Annotated in this window: 29 protein-coding genes and 1 tRNA gene; 15 read left to right on the top strand and 15 right to left on the bottom strand. The window is 61.7% G+C overall.

Annotated elements, in window-relative coordinates:
- Positions 1-205: 205 nt before the first annotated feature.
- A tRNA-Lys gene (locus tag AC1DEZ_RS01350) sits at positions 206-280 on the top strand.
- 556 nt (positions 281-836) lie between these two features.
- Positions 837-1,061 (top strand): hypothetical protein, encoded by a 225-nt coding sequence (locus AC1DEZ_RS01345; protein ID WP_476778323.1) that lies wholly within the window; start codon positions 837-839, stop codon positions 1,059-1,061.
- Positions 1,062-1,117: 56 nt separating this feature from the next.
- On the opposite strand, the gene AC1DEZ_RS01340 is transcribed toward AC1DEZ_RS01345, so the two are convergent.
- The gene (locus tag AC1DEZ_RS01340) at positions 1,118-1,552 is read right to left on the bottom strand and encodes a DUF669 domain-containing protein (RefSeq protein WP_476778322.1); all 435 of its coding nucleotides are present in this window, start codon (positions 1,550-1,552) and stop codon (positions 1,118-1,120) included.
- 140 nt (positions 1,553-1,692) lie between these two features.
- On the opposite strand from AC1DEZ_RS01340, the gene AC1DEZ_RS01335 reads away from it, so the two are divergent.
- The 4 genes from AC1DEZ_RS01335 to AC1DEZ_RS01320 all read left to right on the top strand — a co-directional run bounded on the left by AC1DEZ_RS01335 (position 1,693) and on the right by AC1DEZ_RS01320 (position 2,894).
- Positions 1,693-1,887, top strand: a complete 195-nt coding sequence (locus AC1DEZ_RS01335; protein ID WP_476778321.1) for a helix-turn-helix domain-containing protein — start codon at positions 1,693-1,695, stop codon at positions 1,885-1,887.
- 169 nt (positions 1,888-2,056) lie between these two features.
- Positions 2,057-2,365 (top strand): hypothetical protein, encoded by a 309-nt coding sequence (locus AC1DEZ_RS01330; RefSeq protein WP_476778320.1) that lies wholly within the window; start codon positions 2,057-2,059, stop codon positions 2,363-2,365.
- Positions 2,362-2,682 (top strand): hypothetical protein, encoded by a 321-nt coding sequence (locus AC1DEZ_RS01325; protein WP_476778319.1) that lies wholly within the window; start codon positions 2,362-2,364, stop codon positions 2,680-2,682. Before AC1DEZ_RS01330 ends, AC1DEZ_RS01325 begins: the two co-directional genes overlap by 4 nt.
- A gap of 47 nt (positions 2,683-2,729) precedes the next feature.
- Positions 2,730-2,894 (top strand): hypothetical protein, encoded by a 165-nt coding sequence (locus AC1DEZ_RS01320; protein ID WP_476778318.1) that lies wholly within the window; start codon positions 2,730-2,732, stop codon positions 2,892-2,894.
- A gap of 46 nt (positions 2,895-2,940) precedes the next feature.
- Here AC1DEZ_RS01320 and AC1DEZ_RS01315 read toward each other — a convergent pair whose 3' ends face one another.
- The 7 genes from AC1DEZ_RS01315 to AC1DEZ_RS01285 all read right to left on the bottom strand — a co-directional run bounded on the left by AC1DEZ_RS01315 (position 2,941) and on the right by AC1DEZ_RS01285 (position 7,146).
- Entirely contained in the window at positions 2,941-3,198 is a 258-nt protein-coding gene (locus AC1DEZ_RS01315; RefSeq protein ID WP_476778317.1) for a hypothetical protein, read from the bottom strand.
- 236 nt (positions 3,199-3,434) lie between these two features.
- Entirely contained in the window at positions 3,435-3,626 is a 192-nt protein-coding gene (locus AC1DEZ_RS01310; RefSeq protein WP_476778316.1) for a hypothetical protein, read from the bottom strand.
- A 225-nt stretch (positions 3,627-3,851) separates the two neighbouring features.
- Entirely contained in the window at positions 3,852-4,490 is a 639-nt protein-coding gene (locus AC1DEZ_RS01305) for a hypothetical protein (protein ID WP_476778315.1), read from the bottom strand.
- Positions 4,491-4,509: 19 nt separating this feature from the next.
- Complete coding sequence (locus AC1DEZ_RS01300) at positions 4,510-4,863, bottom strand: hypothetical protein (RefSeq protein WP_476778314.1); 354 nt, start codon at positions 4,861-4,863, stop codon at positions 4,510-4,512.
- A 311-nt stretch (positions 4,864-5,174) separates the two neighbouring features.
- Complete coding sequence (locus AC1DEZ_RS01295) at positions 5,175-5,627, bottom strand: hypothetical protein (protein WP_476778313.1); 453 nt, start codon at positions 5,625-5,627, stop codon at positions 5,175-5,177.
- 6 nt (positions 5,628-5,633) lie between these two features.
- Positions 5,634-6,164, bottom strand: coding sequence for a hypothetical protein (locus AC1DEZ_RS01290; protein ID WP_476778312.1), 531 nt, complete (start codon positions 6,162-6,164; stop codon positions 5,634-5,636).
- A 184-nt stretch (positions 6,165-6,348) separates the two neighbouring features.
- Positions 6,349-7,146 (bottom strand): hypothetical protein, encoded by a 798-nt coding sequence (locus tag AC1DEZ_RS01285; RefSeq protein ID WP_476778311.1) that lies wholly within the window; start codon positions 7,144-7,146, stop codon positions 6,349-6,351.
- 727 nt (positions 7,147-7,873) lie between these two features.
- Here AC1DEZ_RS01285 and AC1DEZ_RS01280 point away from each other — a divergent pair.
- The gene (locus AC1DEZ_RS01280; RefSeq protein WP_476778310.1) at positions 7,874-8,137 is read left to right on the top strand and encodes a B-box zinc finger protein; all 264 of its coding nucleotides are present in this window, start codon (positions 7,874-7,876) and stop codon (positions 8,135-8,137) included.
- Between the two features lie 907 nt (positions 8,138-9,044).
- Here the strand turns inward: AC1DEZ_RS01280 and AC1DEZ_RS01275 are convergent.
- The 7 genes from AC1DEZ_RS01275 to AC1DEZ_RS01245 all read right to left on the bottom strand — a co-directional run bounded on the left by AC1DEZ_RS01275 (position 9,045) and on the right by AC1DEZ_RS01245 (position 13,377).
- Positions 9,045-9,491, bottom strand: coding sequence for a hypothetical protein (locus AC1DEZ_RS01275; RefSeq protein WP_476778309.1), 447 nt, complete (start codon positions 9,489-9,491; stop codon positions 9,045-9,047).
- Positions 9,492-9,805: 314 nt separating this feature from the next.
- Entirely contained in the window at positions 9,806-10,228 is a 423-nt protein-coding gene (locus AC1DEZ_RS01270; RefSeq protein WP_476778308.1) for a hypothetical protein, read from the bottom strand.
- Positions 10,215-10,463, bottom strand: coding sequence for a hypothetical protein (locus tag AC1DEZ_RS01265; protein WP_476778307.1), 249 nt, complete (start codon positions 10,461-10,463; stop codon positions 10,215-10,217). The genes AC1DEZ_RS01270 and AC1DEZ_RS01265 overlap by 14 nt, the downstream gene beginning before the upstream one ends.
- Before the next feature lie 175 nt (positions 10,464-10,638).
- On the bottom strand, positions 10,639-11,418 hold the full coding sequence (locus AC1DEZ_RS01260) for a hypothetical protein (protein WP_476778306.1): 780 nt from the start codon (positions 11,416-11,418) through the stop codon (positions 10,639-10,641).
- Positions 11,418-11,633, bottom strand: coding sequence for a helix-turn-helix transcriptional regulator (locus AC1DEZ_RS01255; protein WP_476778305.1), 216 nt, complete (start codon positions 11,631-11,633; stop codon positions 11,418-11,420). Before AC1DEZ_RS01255 ends, AC1DEZ_RS01260 begins: the two co-directional genes overlap by 1 nt.
- A 68-nt stretch (positions 11,634-11,701) precedes the next feature.
- Positions 11,702-12,178: a hypothetical protein gene (locus tag AC1DEZ_RS01250; RefSeq protein WP_476778304.1), complete on the bottom strand. Its 477-nt coding sequence runs from the start codon at positions 12,176-12,178 to the stop codon at positions 11,702-11,704.
- On the bottom strand, positions 12,175-13,377 hold the full coding sequence (locus tag AC1DEZ_RS01245) for a tyrosine-type recombinase/integrase (RefSeq protein ID WP_476778303.1): 1,203 nt from the start codon (positions 13,375-13,377) through the stop codon (positions 12,175-12,177). Before AC1DEZ_RS01245 ends, AC1DEZ_RS01250 begins: the two co-directional genes overlap by 4 nt.
- Positions 13,378-13,680: 303 nt before the next feature.
- On the opposite strand from AC1DEZ_RS01245, the gene AC1DEZ_RS01240 reads away from it, so the two are divergent.
- The 8 genes from AC1DEZ_RS01240 to AC1DEZ_RS01205 all read left to right on the top strand — a co-directional run bounded on the left by AC1DEZ_RS01240 (position 13,681) and on the right by AC1DEZ_RS01205 (position 20,978).
- Complete coding sequence (locus tag AC1DEZ_RS01240; protein ID WP_441471074.1) at positions 13,681-13,992, top strand: FtsB family cell division protein; 312 nt, start codon at positions 13,681-13,683, stop codon at positions 13,990-13,992.
- A 176-nt stretch (positions 13,993-14,168) separates the two neighbouring features.
- Positions 14,169-15,257 carry a pyruvate dehydrogenase (acetyl-transferring) E1 component subunit alpha gene (gene pdhA, locus AC1DEZ_RS01235; RefSeq protein WP_441513321.1) on the top strand — a complete coding sequence of 363 codons (1,089 nt, stop codon included), beginning with the start codon at positions 14,169-14,171 and terminating at the stop codon, positions 15,255-15,257.
- A gap of 60 nt (positions 15,258-15,317) precedes the next feature.
- Entirely contained in the window at positions 15,318-16,718 is a 1,401-nt protein-coding gene (locus AC1DEZ_RS01230; protein ID WP_476778302.1) for a pyruvate dehydrogenase complex E1 component subunit beta, read from the top strand.
- Positions 16,719-16,732: 14 nt separating this feature from the next.
- Complete coding sequence (locus tag AC1DEZ_RS01225; RefSeq protein WP_476778301.1) at positions 16,733-18,088, top strand: pyruvate dehydrogenase complex dihydrolipoamide acetyltransferase; 1,356 nt, start codon at positions 16,733-16,735, stop codon at positions 18,086-18,088.
- Between the two features lie 20 nt (positions 18,089-18,108).
- Entirely contained in the window at positions 18,109-18,666 is a 558-nt protein-coding gene (locus AC1DEZ_RS01220; RefSeq protein WP_476778300.1) for a hypothetical protein, read from the top strand.
- A gap of 38 nt (positions 18,667-18,704) precedes the next feature.
- Entirely contained in the window at positions 18,705-20,144 is a 1,440-nt protein-coding gene (lpdA, locus tag AC1DEZ_RS01215; RefSeq protein WP_476778299.1) for a dihydrolipoyl dehydrogenase, read from the top strand.
- Between the two features lie 103 nt (positions 20,145-20,247).
- Positions 20,248-20,634, top strand: a complete 387-nt coding sequence (locus AC1DEZ_RS01210) for a GlsB/YeaQ/YmgE family stress response membrane protein (RefSeq protein ID WP_441513325.1) — start codon at positions 20,248-20,250, stop codon at positions 20,632-20,634.
- 65 nt (positions 20,635-20,699) lie between these two features.
- Positions 20,700-20,978 carry a GlsB/YeaQ/YmgE family stress response membrane protein gene (locus AC1DEZ_RS01205; RefSeq protein ID WP_441513326.1) on the top strand — a complete coding sequence of 93 codons (279 nt, stop codon included), beginning with the start codon at positions 20,700-20,702 and terminating at the stop codon, positions 20,976-20,978.
- Position 20,979 lies beyond the last annotated feature (1 nt).

Here is a 20,979-nt window from a genome sequence, read left to right as displayed (position 1 = left end):
CCCCCGGCGTTGAATCGCCGTTCGTTGTTATGGGCGCCCCCAGAATGCATGGGAGGGGAAGGGCGTCCAGAAGTTCCGATGCTGCGATGCCGCAAGAAAACGCCGAGTTTCGCCGGTCGGCGGCCTTGCGGCGCTTGAGATGGTGACGACTTCATCGAACGAGTTGACCCGGGCGGCATGGCTCCGTATGTCAGCGCCTCGGTGAGGGCGGGTAGCTCAGTGGTAGAGCACGTGACTTTTAATCATGTGGTCGTGGGTTCGATCCCCACCCCGCTCACCAGCGAAATCAAGCACTTAGCAGTCACCTGAGGCGCTGGCTATAAAGCTTATAGCCACATTGTAGCCAGGCTGAGCGCTTGTAGCCAGAATCGGAAAACCCGCCCTGGTTTCAGAGGCGGGCTTATTGCGGCGCTAGTCGTGATTCTCTAGGCAGCCCTCAGGAGTTCCACACGCTCAATGCTGAACGGAAACTGGAACGGCTTCCAATGCAGCTCGGCGCTGTCCTGCGGACTAAGCACTCCGGTCGCGCGCTTGGCCCGTTCGATCCTGGTCGAACCGGCCAAAACAAGACGTGAGGCAAGCATCGCACGCCAAGTAAGTCTGTAATTATCAAATTTTCAGCTTAATAAAAAAGTCTTTAAAGCGCTGATATCATTTGGGTAACATTCAGTTTTCTCCGAATGTGACTTATTAATATCAAGCTACCCCTAGCGATTTGCAGACGATTACCCATATCAAGGATCCGGCCTCGCTTGCAGGCAAAGATTTGATGGGCCGGCAGTCCGTCATTCCGAGCGCCAGCAGTATCGCCGCCCTCGCGCAGAAGGATCGAACCCATGGCTCGCTTGATCACGAAGACAGGACAACGTGCCGAGATCGTGTGCGACATGTCGAATGAGAGATCGGGTAAGCTGCTCTGCGACCCCAGCGTATTGGCGCTCGCAGACCTTCAGGGCGATCTACTGCTCGAGACAGACGAGGGGGGACGGTGCCATATAAGGATCACGTCGGTCGGCGCGGACTATATGACTTTTGCCGGACGAGTGATCGAAAGCGTCTGACGAAGGGAATCCCGGCGCTGCTGCTGCGATTCCCATCGCGTCGCAGGCGGCGATTCTCAGGCGGCCCTCCGCAGATCAGCGGGCTCGTCAAACAGGTATTGCACCGGCCCGTCGGCATGGAGCTTCACCCGGAACCGCTTCCAGTGCAGTTCCGCGCTGTTCTCGGGAGCGAGCACTCCAACGGCCCGGCGGAGCCTGGCAAATTCGCGCTGGCCGATTTCCTGCGCGTCTGGGTTATCATTCTCGAGGTCGTAGTTGATGTAGAACGGGCGCTGATCGAAGTCGCCGCCGACGACCTGAGCCTTGCACTTGAGGATGTTGCCCGTCCCGGTGCTGTTGGTGACGTAGTCGGATTCAACAATCTCAAGCTGATACTCACCGACCGGAAACGGGATGTAGCTCGTGGGGAATGAGTCCCGGCAGCTTCCTGCGATACGTCCGGCACGCCAGGGCTTTGAAGTAGCGGACTCGTTAACTGCGTTGAGGCTCATGGCGTTGCTCCTTGGTTGCGCTTCGTGCTAACTGTTGAGCACCATGCCCAACGTTAGGCGGCATGTCAACACCACGCGCAACGTTGGGCACCATGACGATTACATCAGAACAGTGCAGAGCCGGACGAAGCCTAGTCGAAATGGACCAGGCGGTGCTCGCCAAGGCGGCGAATGTCTCTCGCAACACAGTGGTTGATTTCGAGAAGGGCAAGCGCACGCCTGGCGCTAACAATCTCGCGGCCATCCGCATCGCCCTAGAGGCCGCCGGCGTCCAGTTCTTAGCGGACGGCGAAACAGCCACCGGCCCGGGAGTGGCGTTGGGGGCCAAGGAATGAGCGAGGCATACCCGCCGAGGATTGACGACTTCGCCATCCGGCATTTCGTGCATGCCCTGCGGGCATTCGCATCGTCAAGTACCGCAATGACGGCTCGCTCGTCGGTTCCGCCGAACATCCTGCGCACTATTTTGGCGGCTCGATTCCGATCGAGGGCGATACGATCGGCATGATATGGGGCGAGGGCGACTATGAGCTGCAGAAGGTGCAGCGCCGCTACTTTTTCAACGAATGGAAGGGCCACGGGCCGTACTGGTTGATCGTTGTTCGCGACGCGGATCCATCGCCCCAGATGGACGCGCTGTGCCGTCACGCTATGCTGATGACCGACCTTGGGAAGGCGCACGACGAGAAGAAGCCAATCAATGAGATAATGGCCCGAACTCATCAGCTAGAGGGCGAACCGACTCCAGGTGTTCGAAAGTTCAAACCAAGCAAGCGCCCGGCCGACAAGTGGGACGAAGACGACACGCCATGACCGCCGCCCCAGTCGAGCCCGTCTTCGTCGACCGCAAAACGGCGGCGGCCAAACTCATGATCAGTGTGGAGACGTTCGACTTGTGGGTCCGGCAAGGCTTCGTGTCGCGCGCTCATATCGAGCACGGTCAAATCTATCGATGGCACTGGCCTTCGCTCGAGGCGAAATTAGCGGGGACTGCGGACACCAAACTGCCGGACGAGCCGGTGCGTCGAATCATGCCAGAAGGCCCGTACGTGAGGGTGAGGCGCAAGAAGGGCCAGTCCGCGCTTGAGGCTTATGACGAGCGCCGCCGGAAGGAGCGCACCACCCCTTGACCGCGCCCAACCCGGCGGGTGACGCTGCGGAAAATGGGAGGCGGCAAATGGCAAAGCTCATAATCAAGAGGAAGACCTCGCCTACGCGGAAGGCGCTAGCCAAGATGGTGACGGTCGAGAACACGGATGACGGCAAGAAGGTCACCGGAACCAAAAAGCAGGTGAAGGCGTGGGCTATTGAGGAAATCCGGAAGGGCCTCAAGCCAAAATAGACCAGCCCGGTCGCGGTACATCCGCGCTTACCGCCCCCGCGCCTCGCTACCAATCATGCCGCTCGCCGCCAAACTGGGCTTGAAAGGCCCGGGCGTGGCCTTCGTCGCGAAAGCTGATCCGCACGCGGCGAGACGGCGGGTCCATCGTGATCCGCGCTTGGTGCGGGATTTTCCATTCGACTAGCCAGGTGCCGACTTCGAATAGCTGCTCGTTCAATGTGGCGGGATCCAACGGAATATCGACGCGAAAATGCCCTTCCGGTCCCACTTTGGTCGTGACCGCAATTAAATCTTGCGGGGTCATGGATGGTCACCCGTTTTCGCCCTCAAACGCCATTACGGCAAGAGCGGACGACCCTGCGATGACGAGCCAGATTGCGTCGCCAAACCATGTGGTCGGAATCGACGGAGAAGCCACGACCGAAGTGATCCCCGCCACCGAAAACAACGCCGCTAGAAACGAAACGCGCCACATTTCCGCCTCCATTTTTGGAGGCGCTAACGCGCGTCGCTCTCGCAGGTTCCATCGATTTTTCTGGCTCACTCGAAATCATCAATCCCTGCGCGGCCCGTGCTCTGCCTCTTGCCGTCGATGACGGTCTGCAGGCATCGCGCGGTTAGGCCGGCGACGTCGTTGAGCGCCTCCATGGCGACCATGGAGGGCGTGTCGAGGGGGATAGACGAGCACCAGCTGCGAACCTTGTTTTGGAAGGCGAGCGTTTCCTGGCGCATCTCCGCGGCTGTGTGGGGATGCAATGAGCGAACTGACCTGCGCACCATGGCGGCCTCCAATCCTACTATTAGAACAAAATAGGAACAAAGGCCGCCGTGGAGTCAAGGGAGGCTGTGGAATCAACCGGCCCGACCGCGCATCCGCAGTCGGCCGTTTCTCACTGCGGCCAGTCCAACACCGGCAGCTCATCGATGATGATCCCACCGATCAGGACGTTGTGCATGTCAGCAGCCCTCCACAATAAGGCGCGTCCCGATGCCTAGACCATTCGCAGAGCCGGCCAGAAGCCGCAGATGCGTGACCGGGCCGACCGCTGTTCGATAGGTCGTTGTGAGCGATTGATAAGAGCTGGTGCCGTCAAATAACGAGATTTTACTATCCATCCGAGGCCACCTACTTGCCGTACCCCGGCTGAACTGCATGATAGATTTCGCGTCAAAAACGGCGCTTGCCGTGTCTATCGCCGCGAGATGAAGGAAAGCAATGGAGCCATTCCCGTTCGCTCCAGCGACTGTTGTGCCGGTCTGCGTTAGAAGTTCATAGTGATAGTCGCTCGCCCCGGAGTCATAGGAAACCCCGCCATTGGTGCTTGAGCGCCACCCGCAAATGAAATTCGCGACTGCAGGATTTGGAGTAACCGAAAGGACAATTCTGAATTCTGACAACCCAAGAAGGTCAACGTCAATCGACGTGACAGCAGAGGCCAGCGTCGTGTCGAAGACTGACACCCACTTCTGGCCAATGATGCTGCGGACATTGGCAGGTGTCAGGTCTTCCGGGTCGCCAGTGCCTGCGGAGATGCGGCCTTTGATTGTATGTCCAATGGTGGAGAGCGGATTGGTTATATCTGTTATTCTAAGCAATTTCGGTCCTAATCTAAGATTAATTACTGCTGAAGGGCAGAATTTCCTGCCCCACTTTATCCGGCCATCGGTGGATTACGCGCGAGAATACGCCAAGATCCGTGACAGTTGTTTGCTGAATGAAGCCGCCAACTGAGTAAACGTCGCGACCGCCAGGGCCTTTGACTGGTATCCGGCGTTGTCGCTCCGCGAGCGCAATTGCGTTTTCAACAATCGGGCCGGTTTTGAACGATGGCCTGTTTTCCGCCGATCCGTAGTACGGCAGATACAGATTGTCTTTGACCCGAGCTAACTCCCACGGCTTGGCGACAAATCCATGGTCATCGATGGTTAGCCCTTCGTTGCACAGGCCATAAGCCTGAACTTCTCGCATACGTGAAGAGTACCCGCAAACCCAAAGCTCAAGGTCAATTCCATATTCGCAATATCTAAAGTACTCATCTCTGCATATAGCACTCAATAGCAAAATAAATTCGTCGAAAGAACCGCATGTTGTGCTAATTCGTTGGGATATATATTCGAAGAGACGCCCGTCGCCTCGGGATGATATCACCGAGTGGAGGTGGGGTAAGATATAGCCCTTATGTCTAAACTCTCGAATTTTGCAATCATTGCCCCATACTCCCGCGTCTGTGAACATGTGGATGGCGGAATCGTCATGGATAATATTGACTACTGACAATTCTATCCCCTGAAACGCCTATTGCTGTTGATCGCGGATGTCGCCGCCGCCATCGGGCCGCGGCCCCGAAGCATATTGTCGGCCATGTGAGCCTCAATGGCGCTGATCAGCACGCTGATATCGCCGTTCGACTCTTGGCGGGTCGCCTGAGAGCGGGCAACGTAGATTTCTTGGGAAATCCGCTCGCCGGCGCGCCGAAGGTCGGACAGCTCGAGCGTTAGCTTCCCGAGGCGTTCGCGCTTCGAGCCGGTTACGGGTGCGGGCGGCTTGCCCAGAAGGGCCGCTACGCGCGCTTCCGCTGGATCCACCGGCGGCGCGTCATCGGGCTCGGCGCCGATGGCTAGCTGTTCAGCGAATTTACGCTCGATCAGCTTGCCAATTTCGGCATGCCGCGCTTCGAGTCCGGCCAGAACGTCCGAGCAATCGCGAATATTTGGAATATCGATTGGTTTCATAAAGCCTCAGAACAAATGAGAGAATTTGGCGACGATCGGCAGTGGGATCGTCGTTGTTTTGGAAATGCCTGGCGTACCTTCGCCATATCGAACGCATGCGCGCTTGCCGGTCAGGGTCAAACACTCGAGAACTACGCTCGACGCGCCGAGGTGTAGCCATCCGTCCTCGGCGTCGTAGTCACCGAACACCGGTCCTTCTTTGCGGGCGATTAGTAGCGACGCCAGCATTGCTCCTGCCGTAGGCGGCAGACCCGTGGTCGATGTCTGCGGCAGGGCGGACAGGGCTCGGACGCGCTCCGGAGCCGTGCCGATTGTGTCCGCAGCAAGCGCCAGGATGGCGTTGACGACATTGGTGGCGGTCGGCGCGTCACCATGACCGGGGACTAGGCCGGCTTCGCGAAGGGTGCGAAGCAGTTGCCGCGATGACGAGAAGCTGCGGCCGGTGATATCAGCAAGGCGCTGGCTGTAAACGCGCTCCATGAGGGCTCCATAGATAAGGTGCCCGGCGGAGCTGATGCTCAAACGCCAGGCGGCCATGCGGCAGGACGCTCCGTCATGATGAGGGGTGCGGCACGCCGCATTGAATGGACGAAAGGAAAACGCCCCGGCCGAAGCCAGGGCGCTAGTCGGTATTGGTGAAGGGGTCACCGAGAGGGCATTGCTGCCCTCCTACTATATCCCGCGCGGGAACGCCCGAAACGGACGCTCACTCAAAAAATATTTACGCAGCGATCAAATTGGCCGCCTCGGCTAGACTTTTTACCGCGTGTCGGCGTCCACTATGACTGTTTATCGCGGTTCCGGCTGCCTCTGCTATTTCAGAGAAGCTATCGGCGTTCATAACGGTACGCAGGAATGTTGCACGTTTGTGGCCTAGTTCCTTCAGAAGGTCCGCACGTTTCTGGTCGCGTTTGAATTCGGCCAGCGCCACGGATGCGCCTGGTGCTGCGGTAGTCTCGCGCCGCGTTGTGTTGAAGTTGTCGTTATCGGCATCCGGCCCGCGTGGGTCGCCCCGTTCTTCTTTCGCCGACTTGCGGCGTCCGTTTTGCCCGAAATATTCTAGTTTCCCTTTGTAGAAATGCAGTCCGTAAAACCGGCCGGTGGATGAGTATCCGCCGATAGTCTGGGAATTGTCAGTGCGGTGATAATGAATTCCGCCCGCAAACCGCTCGATTTCGCCGAGCGGTGAAAGGCGCACGAATGGCCTCAGCCCGTCGCTGTATGCAGATAGCGTTTCGTCAATGCTAGGGCGCACGTCATGTCGATAGTCGAGCCCGTAGCCGCTTCCAGGCGTCGTGATCGCCTCATCATTGGCGAATGCCTCACCAGGCCGCAGCAACTCGGCGACCGCCAAGAAGTTGATATATGGCTGCGCGGCCGCCTGTGCTTCGCGGTAAGCACTCGGCGTCTGCTGATCTTCAGGCAGAGCTGAATAAGCCCTCGCGGCCTTAATGGCGTCGTCTCGAAATGCGTTGCGAATACGGTTCGGCGTGCTGTTATCGTTCGAAGGTGTGTTCACTGTTGCCCTCCCGAGGCATTACTGAATGCGGTTTCCCGGCCCTGCGCGGGCCGTGTGCGGCTTGTTTGAAGTAAAAGGTAGTCAGGTAGCCTGAAGGGCAGAGAGGCCGCGTGCGGCCCTGCTATGGTAATCTAGGGCTTCGCGGCGCCGCAAAGGGGGTGCATAAGAGAATCTAGTGCTGGCGGAGCGAAATCGTCAAGGAATTCGCTATTTCGAATTTTGCGGATGAACGTTTTTTGCTACCGGGCCGGTGTGCGTTTGCCTTGGCCATCTACGGCGACACTCCCGCCCCGGGCCTTCGGATGACAGTATGGCGCCGCGGCAATTGCCATCTGGTCGCGGATCTCTTTCGGCTGCGCCTCATCGCGCATGACCGCGAGCATGAATTCGAGCGGAGTGGCGCCAACGGGCCGGGTTGAAACCATTTGCCTGGCCCTGCCAGCGGCGCCCAAGCTTCCCTTCTTCCTGCCGGCTCCCGGCCGGTAGCCTCCTCTAGGCATCTCTGTTCCTTTGATTGATTTTCATACGGGTGGAAAAAAGTTGCGCGTGGCTCCCAGGCAGGTCCGCGGTCCTGATGTCAGCAACCGCGAGTTCGGTGCCCCCTGCGCGGCCTACGAATGTTCTTGCTATTCGCCGTGAAAGAGCGCCTCCTACAGAAGCAGTTGTCTCCTTGCTTATGGATATGACCGAGTGCGGCACAATTGATGCTGCCAAGCGGAGACACTTAATGATCATCGGAAATGGCTACTTAAACCTGCCTGATGGGCGCGGCGCCGATGTGTCTTATCAGTTCTCCAGCGAATACGACGATCAACGAGGCGGTTACTTGTTCTTTGAGACGGAAGAGTTTGACGACGGCCTGTTTGGCCATCGAATGAGACTGGACTGCGATGACGGCAGCGCCGTCCTCGTTGTGGTGGTCAGCCGAAGTGACCGGCATCTGGCCGTCGCGGGACGCGTGATACCTGCAGAGGAAGCTCTGGCGGCTTAGTCTGACTGTGTCTGCATTCTCCAAGAGCCAGTATTGGCAATGAGGGTCTGATGTTCAAGCATGTGGCTAGGCTCCGATATCTCAGGATAAAGACGCGTGCGCAGGAGAGGCGGAAACGAGCAAGGAGAGACGCTCGGGATCTTGTGCTTCAAAATGCGAAGATCGCTCTTGCCGCAGAGAACGATAATGCGCCTGCGACGCCTCCACTCCGAACGCTTATTTGACGATTTGAAGCCGATCTTGCGCGTCACCGGCCGGGGTTAAATTATCCGAAACGACCGCATAATTGGCGTCCTGCTTAGGGGCGTGATCGTGGCGGTGCTGGGTGTTGGCGTCCACTGGTGTTTTTGCGGTAGCGCTCGCGCGCGTGCGCGCATGAGTTCTCATAGCTTTTCCTGTGTTTGGGTTAGTGGTCGATGAGCCGACCGGTGTGTGGATGGGCGATCGGAGAGTTTGACCCGCCCCCTCTGGGGCTACCAGCGCGGCTGGCTGGACCTCATCTGAACACCAGCCAACAACGTCGTTCACCTCCTGTTGAGCCTCCTCGGGGTTGGATGCCTCCTCGTAAGGAGACCCAAATGCGTAAATGCCTAATCGTCGCGGCCTTCGCCATCGGGGCAGCGGTCACTGCGCCCGCCCAGGCATCCGAAGCGTTGCCGCCTGCGGTTGCCCAGCATCTCGACAAGGCGCCCGCCGAGTTCACGTGGTCAGCAGCCGCTGAGCGCCGCCACATGATCATGCGTGAAACCATGCGCCAGCAGCGTTACGGTCGCCCCGGTTATGGTCCGCGGCCAGGTTACGGCCCAAGGCCAGGGTATGGCCGCCCGGGGTACGGGTACGGCCCGCGCCCAGCCTATCGCCGGCCGCCGCCGCCATACGGTTATGGTCCGCGCTGGTAAGTCCAACATCATGCGCCGCTCCGATTTGGGGCGGCGCTTTGGGCGCTCTTTGTTGGGGCCATCGCGGCCCGGTACTCGACGGTTTTTCCAACGTTGGCCCAAACGTGCGTCCCGACAGGATCGGGGTAGATGCCGGCGTCTGGGTCACCGCCGATCGCGTAGAGAAGTGAGCGACTGGATTTCCGCCCGGCCTCCCATTCCTCGTCGATCGGGTGGCTGAAGTACGCCTCATGCACGAACGGCTCTTCGCCGGTGGCCGGACGAAGCGTTAGTTTCACCGCGGTCTGCGTTGCCCATGGATCGCAGTCGACGTACTCGATGATCTCAACCAGGTGATTGCCCATCGGCATGTTGGTGACGCCGCCTATGATGCTCGCGGGCCGGTTGTCATTCGCGGGCTTGGGTTTGGCTGCTTTGGGCCGGCGCTCGGCATGGGGCGGCTTGCCTTCGAACACGGCCGGCAAGTCCTCGTCGTATCGTTCCCCGGCAAGCCAGTTCGCGGGCTCGGGAATCCACTTCGGGTCGACGGGGTTGGCTTCGTAATGCTCCGACCACCGACGGGCCGCTGCTACGATCTTGGCAGCTAATTCTGGGCTGGGGTTGAGCCTCGCCCATGCGGCTCGGGCCTTGGGCTTTTGATGCCTCCGCGGATACGCTTTGAAGAAGTCCTCGAATCCAACCTCCGCCGACGCGGGCGCCGCTTCAGCGGCGGACGCACGCAGGCGGGCGGAGGAACTATTTACTTGTAAACCCGGCTTGTAAGCCGGTTTCAGTAAATAGGAATCGGTATCGTCAGCGATACCGCTAGCGGCCCTAGAGGTATCGCCCGCAATACCGCATGAGGTATCGTCCGCAATACCGCTAGGCTCATTTGAGCGGTATTGTCAGCAGTACCGCTAGCCGGAAAGGCGAAGTTCAAGCCGTACTCGGTCGGGCGCGTGCCCTCGCCGGGGCGGATGACGCTGAATACCTGTCGATCTACCAGCCTGCGAATCGAGGCGATGACATTCGGGCGCTGAGACCCTGTCGCCTGCTCGAGAAAGCGCAGGCTCGCACGGGCATTGCCGAACCGCGAGTAGTACCGGGAAATGATATGGCGAGCGATCTTCATGTCCAGCCGCGTCGCCCAGTCGGTATCGATCACCGCGCCGAGTAGGTTGTGTTGCGGAAGAAGGCCGTCAGGCTGCGTCACGGGTACGCTCCGCAAAGGCGGCACGCGCGGCGACCGTGATCTGCTCCATCAGATGAGGAGCCAGGTGGAATGACTGATTGTCGCCCTGCCGCGGGCAAGCGGCGCGAAGGCTGCCGTCCTGACGCTTTCGCAGGATCATGCCGCAGAGCTTGATGTCGTCCGAGACGTTGACGTTGAATCGCGCAACCGTGTTCGAGCCCGGCCAGGCGACTGGCCAGAGTTCTGGAATGTGCATTGTATCTCCGGGTCGCATCGCGACGCTTGATGCCCATCACGGGCAGGGGAAGGTGCAATGGCGGGGGGCGCCGTTGCTTGGAAATTGCCGCCGAAGCGGCGGGGTCTGCGGTGTCTGTCCGGCGAGGCGCGAGGAGCCCGGGTTGCGAGGATGAGGCGGCCACGCCGGAAGAGGGCTAGGCGGCAAGCCGCATAGGTTCGGGCTGCTCGAGTATAGACATCGACCGAAGTCGACGCGGGTTCACCACAACCTCCGGCTCGCGCCCCGAGGTCTCCCACAGCGCCAGGATGTGCGCAGGGTCGTATTGAGCCTGCAGAACAACTGGCTCTCCGGTTCCGTAGGCGCTACCCGTGGCGAACCGGCGAGCGGTGGCAGGGTCGCGGGTCCATGACATCGCATATCCCGTTGCCCGAACCCCGGCGGCCTTCATGCAAGCGCCGCGGTAGATCGTGATCGGCTTCCCTCTACCGCGAAGTCGCCCAAGCTCGGCGTGCTCTTCGTCGTCCATCAGGAGTCGCTGGTCCGTCTCCCAGAAGTACTCGCACAGGACGTCCCGCCCGGGCCGCCATAGCCCGAGCACCGATCCGGACTTCCCGTCCGTCCATCCCTCCTTCAGGAGCCGAGCCCGAGCCCGCGGGCCGAGCGCGCCATGGTAGAGAAACATGTCGGGCACTGCGCCGCGCGCGAACCCGTCCATTGCGAAGACGAGATGCATGGCAGCCTTATCCGCCTCCTCGTCGTCGCGCTCCTGCATGATCGCCAGATCAATAAACGTATCGATCGCTTCAGTGATATAGTCCGGCATCTCGTCGTAGCAGTCCGCCCCGGTTAGCTCCCGCATCCTGGCGCGATGCTCGGATATGTATCTCAGGATGTTGCGACGCGCCCATTCGGCGCGAGTCTCGATGGTAGCAAACCGCCAGGCGAACATGTGAGCGCTGCGATTGATGGCCATCACGCGGCCCTCACGGCGCGGGCGGCGACGCTGTTATCATTGGCGCCGACAAGGCGCCGCTCAGCCACCCACGCATCAAGGTCGTCAGTGTTGTAGATGACCGCCGTGCCCAACTTTGCGTAGACCGGCCCTCCGCCGTAGCAGCGGAGTTTGTCCAATAGACTCTTTGATAGGCCGACGTATTCGGCAGCCTTCCTTACCCTGAGATTCGCCATGCGTGCCCTCCGTGGCGTGCGATTGCATGGCGCAATAAAGGGTAGGTTTTTGGTTGGTTAATAGCCGGTCATTCTTCAACCAGCGCTTCGGCGGCGGCTCTGAGCGCGGCTTGCGCTATCACGACATAATCCGCGCGACGCATCTTGTCGGATTTGGCATCGCGGCGAACCGCGCTGCGAATCGTCTCCGCTTTGATGCCGAGACGTTTTTCCAAGCGTGACGCTATCGCGCGCTCAGAGCCGCCGCCCTTCATTTCCTTCAACCATTCGTGCCGAAGCCGCCAGGTCTGCATGCCAACGGGGCGCCCGCCGGCGCCGCTGCGTCCAGTTCGGTCGGCGGGTGTCTCAATCATAAAGGCTGGCTCGTGCTGTATCGCTAAGGCGAGCGCGAGCTTCTGCCACCCCTCGGCGGCGGCATCGCATCCGTGCAATTCGAGGAGAGCGCCCAGGCGATCCTGCAGTTCCGGCACAAGGTCCGCCACCGACGTTTCGTCATCAACGCGAAGGGGAGGGCGCGCCAGTGGATCGTTCTGGTCGTCGCTCATTTTGTGCCTCCAATCACTGCGGCGATCTGGTCCCCGATAGCGCCAACAGCCCTGCGAGAAGCGTCATCCGCAGCGTGGGCGTAGCGCTTTGTGGTTTGTGCGCTGCTATGTCCCAACAGCGCGCCGATGACTGGCAGCCCCAGGCCCGAGCCTGCGCCAATCGATGCGAACGAATGACGGAGATCGTGCAGGCGGACATCCTCCAACCCGGCGCGCTTCGTAACAGCGGCCCATGGCCGCTTTAGATCGGCCCTTGGCTTCTCATCATCCGTACCCGCGCTATCGCTGGCGATCACAAATGATCCGACTCTCGTCATCGCGTTCAGGATGTCGATTGCAGCCTGCGGCAGAAACACAACCTTCCGGCCGGTCTTCGAATCGGGGAGCCGCAGCACGCCGCGTTCGAAGTCGACCTCGCTCCATCGCAGGCGCAAAATCTCGCGTAAGCGGCAACCCGTTAGCATCAGTAGCCTGATTGCCGCAGTGACGTGCGGATGGAAAGCAACACGCTGCCCCTTGGGAGAGTGCTTCGCATCACCGGCATTGACAGGAAACCCGACGGTCTCGGCCTCAATCATCGCTTCGCCGAGACGCTGCATTTCAGCTGGTGTAAGGAACCGCTCGCGGGCTTGCTCCTCGTAGCGGTCAACGCCGGACGCAGGGTTGAAGCCAGTCGGGACATGCTCCTGCTTGCTGCCCCACGAATACGCAGCTTTTAGGACAGCGACAGCACGGTTGGCTGCATACTTGCCTCGTGTCGCGCCGACCTTAGTGTGCATCGCCTGCACCTCTCGGCGCGTGAGCGACGATGCTTTAATCGCGCCGAGGTGCGGGACTATGTTGACGTTGGCAATCAGTTCATAGCCGTCCGCGGTAGACGCCTTTTTCTTGTCGCGGGTGCGCTCGATATAGAGTTCAAGCAGCCGCTTGACCGTCACGCTGGCTCGCTCGTCCGCGCGACTTTGAGCCAAGTCCTTACCTAGGGCAGCATTCGCAATCGCTTTGCGCGCGGCCTCGCGGGCCTCATTTGCCTTCAGGATGCCCACCCGGCCAAGCTTGATGCGCTTCTTCGTTCCACCCGCTACAGGACGGAATTCGGCGAAGAACGTACCGGTGTCACCTGGCGTTCGGTAGAAGCCGAAGCCAGCCAGATCGTCGTCGAAATAGAAGGTTGTCTTATTCGGACGGGCCGACTTCATGACCTCCGACACACTCTCTGCAGTGATCCGAATTGTAGCCACAGCCCATCCTTATAGCCACATTGTAGCCAGAAATATGGATGATCGCTCTAGAAAATCAAGCGGACACGGGTTACATATCGTTGCAAATACGCAATTTTTCGGAGTTAGTGCAACACTGTGAACGGCTATAAATTGACTGTATCAAAACTTTTAATCATGTGGTCGTGGGTTCGATCCCCACCCCGCTCACCACAACAGCAAAAATCCCAAGCCGCGCCTTCCGTTAACTCGCCGGAAACCAAGTTTTCCTAGCGTGGCGCCATGGTTATCCGCCGCGGCCTCCGCTCGATCTTCGTGACATTGGCGCTCTATCTCGTCTCGGGAGCAGCCGTGGCCTATTTCATGTTCCATGCGCAGCATGGCGCGCGCGGCCTCGAGGCGCGCGGCGCCGTCCGTGAATCGCTGCGCGATATGGAAGCGGAACTCGCCGGGCTTGTCGCCGAGCGCAAATCCTGGGAACATCGTCTCTCGCTGGTGCGCGACGAAGCTGTCGATCGCGATCTGCTGGAAGAGAACGCGCGCGCCATTCTCGGTCGTACGCATAAGAATGACGTTGTCATCATGGGCCGCTGAGGGCTCTGACGGTACGGCATTTAGTCCCGGACGTATCGATTAACTGAAATCAGGTTACGGGAAGTCTATCTCGATTTTTCAACAGCTTAGCTAATGCTGCATTGCGAGATAGCGTGCTCGCCAAGATTTTTGCGATCCTCTAAAACAAAAGTCGAAAGACCTTGGAGGACCGCCTGATGGCTGTTGCTGCGCGTAAGTCGAAAGCTCCCGCTCAACCGAAAGCCGCCGCGAAGGCGCGGGGCGCCAAGGAGGGGGCTGGTAAGACCTCCGCCGCGCTCAGCAACACGCCGAGCTTCACCAAGGAAGAAGATCTCCACGCCTATCATGAGATGCTGCTGATCCGGCGCTTCGAGGAGAAAGCCGGCCAGATGTACGGCATGGGCCTGATCGGCGGCTTCTGCCACCTCTATATCGGCCAGGAAGCCGTGGTCATCGGCATGCAGATGGCCTCCAAGGATGGCGATCAGGTCATCACCGGCTATCGCGACCACGGCCACATGCTGGCCTGCGGCATGGAATCGCGCGGCGTGATGGCTGAGCTGACCGGCCGGCGCGGCGGCTATTCGCGCGGCAAGGGCGGCTCGATGCACATGTTCAGCCGCGAGAAGAACTTCTATGGCGGCCACGGCATCGTCGGCGCGCAGGTATCGCTCGGCACGGGCCTGGCCTTCGCCGACTGGTATCGCGGCGACAACACGGTCTCGATGACCTATTTCGGCGACGGCGCCGCCAATCAGGGCCAGGTCTACGAGAGCTTCAACATGGCCGAGCTCTGGAAGCTGCCGGTCGTGTTCGTCATCGAGAACAACCGCTACGCCATGGGCACCGCGGTCAGCCGCGCCTCAGCGCAGACCGACTTCTCCCGCCGCGGTGTTTCGTTCAACATCCCCGGTGAACAGGTCGACGGCATGGATGTCCGCGCCGTCCGCGACGCCGGCCTGCGTGCGGTCGAGCATGCCCGCTCCGGCAAGGGGCCCTACATCCTGGAGATGCAGACCTACCGCTATCGCGGACACTCGATGTCGGACCCGGCGAAGTACCGTTCCAAGGACGAAGTTCAGCGCATGCGCGAGGAGCACGATCCGATCGAGCAGGTGCGTGCCCGCCTGATCCGCGACTTCAAGATCGGCGAGGACGAGCTCAAGGCGATCGACGCCAAGGTGCGCGAGGTCGTCAACGACGCGGCCGAGTTCGCCACGCATGACCCCGAGCCCGATCCGTCCGAGCTCTACACCGACATCCTGCTGGAGCCGGCGCAGGGCTGACGCCCGGCGCCTCTGGCTCGCTCACCGTCTTTCCCCGCGTCTTAGATTCCGGGTGCGTTCATGCCGATCGACATTCTCATGCCTGCCCTTTCTCCCACCATGGAGGAAGGAAAACTGGCCAAGTGGCTGAAAAAAGAGGGCGATCAGGTCAAGGCCGGCGACATCATCGCCGAGATCGAGACCGACAAGGCGACCATGGAGGTCGAGGCGGTCGACGAGGGCATTCTCGCCAAGATCCTCGTCGGCGACGGCACCGAGAATGTCGCGGTCAACACGCGGATCGGCGTGATCGCGGCTGACGGCGAGGACGTCAGCGCCGCAGCGAGCGGCAGTGCCACGACGGCCACGCCCCAGCCCAAGGCCGAGGCAGCGCCTGTCGCGGCGAAGGCCGAGGAGGCGCCTGCCGCCAGCGCGCCGCAGAGCGTGCCGGCCCAGGCCAAGGCTTACGACGCCTCTTCCGAATTCCCGGCGGGCGCAGAGATCGTCAGCCAGACGGTCCGCGAAGCGCTGCGCGACGCCATGGCCGAGGAGATGCGCCGCGACGGCGATGTCTTCGTCATGGGCGAAGAGGTCGCGGAATACCAGGGCGCCTACAAGGTCACGCAGGGCCTGCTGCAGGAGTTCGGCGCCAAGCGCGTCATCGACACCCCGATCACCGAGCACGGCTTTGCCGGCATCGGCGTCGGCGCGGCGCTCTCCGGCCTCAGGCCGATCGTCGAGTTCATGACCTTCAACTTCGCCATGCAGGCGATCGACCACATCATCAATTCCGCTGCCAAGACGCTCTACATGTCCGGCGGCCAGATGGGCTGCCCGATCGTCTTCCGCGGGCCGAACGGCGCGGCCGCCCGCGTCGGCGCCCAGCACAGCCATGACTACGCCGCCTGGTATTCGAACGTGCCCGGCCTCAAGGTTGTCGTGCCCTACAGCGCCTCCGACGCGAAGGGCCTGCTGAAGAGCGCGATCCGCGATCCGAACCCGGTGATCTTCCTCGAAAACGAGATCATGTACGGCAAGTCCTTCGATGTGCCGAAGGGCGACGACTTCCTGATCCCAATCGGCAAGGCCAAGGTCGTCCGCCCCGGCACGGACGTGACCATCGTCTCCTTCGGCATCGGCATGACCTATGCGCTCGGCGCGGCCGAGGCGCTGGCGAAGGAAGGCATCGAGGCCGAGGTCATCGACCTCAGGACCATCCGCCCGATGGACATCGAGACCGTCGTCGCCTCCGTGCAGAAGACCAATCGCTGCGTCGCGGTGGAGGAGGGCTTCCCGCAGTCCGGCGTCACCGCCGAGATCGGCATGAAGATCATGGAGGCGGCGTTCGACTATCTCGACGCCCCCGTGGCCCGCGTCACCGGCAAGGACGTGCCGATGCCTTACGCGGCGAATCTCGAGAAGCTCGCCTTGCCGAATGTCGGCGACGTCATCGCGGCGGCCAAGGCCGTCTGCTATCGCTGAGAGGGGGCTGACCGATGCCGACAAACATCCTGATGCCCGCCCTCTCTCCGACGATGGAGAAGGGCAATCTCGCCAAGTGGCTGAAGAAGGAAGGCGATACCATCAAGTCCGGCGATATCATCGCCGAGATCGAGACCGACAAGGCGACCATGGAAGTCGAGGCGGTCGATGAGGGTATCCTCGCCAAGATCGTGGTGCCGGAAGGCACGGCCGATGTCGCCGTCAACGAAGTGATCGGCGTGATCGCAGGCGAAGGCGAGGATGCCAAGAGCATCTCCGCCCCCGCGGCCGGCGGCGCTGCGCCTGCCAAGGCCGAGGCTCCGAAGGCTGAAGCGCCAAAGGCAGAGGCTCCGGCTCCCGCGGCAGCTCCGGCCGCCCCGGCTGCTTCCGCTCCCGTCACAGCCCCGGCCAAGCTTAATGGCAGCCGGCCCTTCGCCTCGCCCTTGGCGCGGCGCATCGCCAAGGATGCCGGGCTGGATCTTGCCGCCATCGCCGGCTCCGGCCCGCATGGCCGCATCGTCGAGAAGGACGTCGAGGCTGCCAAGAAGGGCGGCGGCGCCAAGGCCGCTCCCGCTGCGGCTCCCGCCGGTGCTCCGGCTGCCAAGCCTGCCGCCGCGCCGCTCGCGGCCGGCCCCTCCGACGAGGCGGTCAAGAAGCTGTTCGCGCCGGGCTCCTATGAGGAGATCCCGCATGACGGCATGCGCAAGACCATCGCGCGCCGCCTGACAGAGGCCAAGCAGACTGTCCCGCATTTCTACGTCACGGTCGATTGCGAACTCGACGCGCTGCTGAAGCTGCGCGCGGAGCTGAACGCCGCCGCGCCCGAGAAGGACGGCAAGCCGGCCTACAAGCTCTCGGTCAACGACATGGTGATCAAGGCGCTGGCGTTGGCGCTCAAGGCCGTTCCGGACGCGAACGTGTCCTGGACCGACAACACCATGCTCAAGCACAAGCACGCCGATGTGGGCGTCGCGGTCTCGATCCCGGGCGGCCTGATCACGCCGATCATCCGCGATGCTTGCCACAAGACGCTGTCGCAGATCTCCAACGAGATGAAGGACATGGCCGCGCGCGCCAAGGCCCGCAAGCTCAAGCCCGAGGAGTATCAGGGCGGCACGACGGCGGTCTCCAATCTCGGCATGTTCGGCGTCAAGGACTTCGCGGCGATCGTCAACCCGCCGCATGCGACGATCCTGGCGGTCGGCGCCGGCGAGCAGCGCGTCATCGTCAAGGGCGGCCAGCCGGCTGTCGCCACGGTGATGTCGGTGACGCTCTCGACCGACCACCGCGCCGTCGATGGCGCACTCGGCGCCGAGCTGCTGCAGGCGTTCAAGGGCTATATCGAGAAGCCCATGGCGATGCTGGTGTGAAGCTCCGGCAGGCGGGTCGCATGACGAGAACCGTTGGGCTTGGGCGTGCTGTTGCCCTGCTGCTGACGCTCGGGATAGCCGGGTGTGTCAGCGCCGAGCAGCAGGCGAATGTCGCCGCGGCGCGTACAGAATCCGGAGTGCGCGAACGGCGGCTGGACGGCATGTCCCTGTCTCAGGCGCGTGCGTTCTTTGCCGGAACCACGCGAGTGGTGACGGCCAACAATCTGGGCTCCCAAGTCTCCTATATGGCGCCTGACGGCTCGATTTATCTTTGGTTCCCCGGCAACCGCGAAGTGCTGCGCGGGCGCTGGTCTCTGGAGGCCGCAGGTCGCTACGTGCCTGTCCTCGGGCGGCCGGTCGAAGATACCAGAATCTGCTTTGAATACGGGGCCGACACAGTCAACGCCTGGAGCCGTCAGCGCGGAGGTAAGCAATGCATCCCCGCGACTGTGGGGATGCGGATGACGCAGGATCAAGCTGCAGGCGACGTCTTCAAGCTGGCCCAACGCACGGCAGTGCCGTTCATTCTGCCGGCGTCGCGCACCACGATCGCCGCGCTGCAGGCGCAACTCCGTTAGAACCGATCATCGTCGTCGGAGACGCAAGGAAAACGCCCATGGCTGACTACGACATCATCGTCATCGGTTCGGGTCCCGGCGGCTATATCGCCGCCATCCGGGCCGCCCAGCTCGGCTTCAGGACCGCGATCGTCGAGCGCGAGCATCTCGCAGGGATCTGCTCGAACTGGGGCTGCATCCCGACCAAGGCGCTGCTGCGCTCGGCCGAGATCCTGCACTATGGCGAGCACGCCAAGGATTACGGGCTCGTCCTGGAAGGCTCGTTCAAGGCCGATCTCGACGCCGTGGTGAAGCGCTCGCGCGGCATCGCCGTCAGGATGAACAACGGCGTCCAGTTCCTGATGAAGAAGAACAAGGTCGACGTCATCTGGGGCGAGGCCAAGCTGACCAAGCCTGGCACGATCACCGTCGCGCCGACCAAGAAGCCGGCGATGCAACCGCAAGGGCCGGTGCCGAAGAACGCCAAGGGCGAGGGCACCTATACCGCCGACCACATCATCGTCGCGACCGGCGCCCGGCCGCGCGCGCTGCCCGGGCTCGAGCCGGACGGCAAGCTGATCTGGACCTATTTCGAGTCGATGGTGCCGGCGAAGATGCCGAAATCGCTGCTCGTCATGGGCTCCGGCGCCATCGGCATCGAATTCGCCTCCTTCTACCGGACGATGGGCGTCGAGGTGACCGTGGTCGAGGTGCTGCCGCAGGTGGTCCCGGTCGAGGATGCCGAGATCGGCGCCTTCGCCCGCAAGGCCTTCGAGAAGCAGGGCATGAAGATCATCACCAGCGCCAAGGTCAAGAAGGTCGAGAAATCAGCGGACTCCGTCACCGCCCATATCGAGGACGAGAAGGGCGGCAAGCAGACCATCACGGCCGATCGCATGATCTCGGCCGTCGGCGTCGTCGGCAATATCGAGAATATCGGGCTGGAAGCGCTGGGTGTGAAGACCGATCGCGGCTGCATCGTCATCGACGATTTCTGCCGCACCAACGTCAAGGGCATCTACGCCATCGGCGACGTCGCCGGCCCGCCGATGCTGGCCCATAAGGCCGAGCACGAGGCGGTGATCTGCGTCGAGGCGATCAAGGGCCTGCATCCGCATCCGATGGACAAGCTGATGATCCCGGGCTGCACCTATTGCCATCCGCAGATCGCCAGCGTCGGCCTGACCGAGGCCAAGGCCAAGGACGCCGGCTACGAGATCAAGGTCGGCCGCTTCAACTTCGTCGCCAACGGCAAGGCCGTGGCGCTCGGCGAGGACAGCGGCCTTGCCAAGACGATCTTCGACGCCAAGACCGGCAAGCTGCTCGGCGCCCATTTGGTCGGTCCCGAGGTCACCGAGCTGATCCAGGGCTTCGTCGTCGCGATGAACCTCGAGACGACCGAGGAAGAGCTGATGCACACCATCTTCCCGCATCCGACCCTGTCGGAGGTGATGAAGGAAAGCGTGCTCGACGCCTACGGCAAGGTGCTGAACGCCTGAGCCGGGATCTCGTCATGCTCGGGCTCGACCCGAGCATCTCGGGATGGCCCGGGAGCCTCATCCTGCAAGCGTTTCTCGGGTCGCCGCTTCGCGCCGCCCGAGAATGACGCTTCGACTTGGCGGCGGCCTGCCTGCGCTCCATATTGGTGCCATGCCGCCACGCACCCGCAAACCGCCCAAACCCGACCGCGTCGTTCGCGACGAGGAGGTCGAGGTTCTGCCGCCGCGCCGGACGCTGCCGCTCGACTGGAGCGTCGTGTTGCCGACCGTGGCGTTCGGGACCGTCACGGGCTTCGTCGCCAGCCTCGTGGTTGGTGGTGGCGGGTTGATCCGTCACTCCGTGGTCGGCGTGCTCGGCATGCTGGTCGGGCAGGGCATCGTGCGGTTGACCGGGTGGCGGCTGAATACCGGCTATGGCTTTCTCGACGATGCCGGAATGGCGGTGCTGGGCGCGATCCTCGTCATCCTGCTGGCGCGCTTCATCGCCTGACAGGAACCGCGGGCCGTCATTGTTGTCTGGACGCGCATTTGCGCATGGCTAGGGGGACTTCTTCGATGGAAAGCTTTGCCGCCACCATGGCCCAGCCGGGCTACGGTTTTTTCATGACGCTGCTGATCGGCGTGCTCGCCGGCTGGATCGCCGAGCGCCTGACCTCGTCCGATCACGGCCTTTTCACCAACATGCTCGTCGGCGTCGCCGGGTCCTTCGTTGGCACGCGAGTGGCGGAGCTGCTCGCGATCCCGGTCTTCGGCTTCTGGCGCACGCTGACCGCGGCTATCGCCGGCGCCGTCATCATCATCGCGATCTGGAATGCGGCGCGCAGCCGCAACTGAC

It is taken from the genome of Allobosea sp. 10L422, from assembly GCF_056395345.1.
Note: the sequence above shows the minus strand (reverse complement) of the source record. Positions and strands in the feature narration are given on the sequence as shown.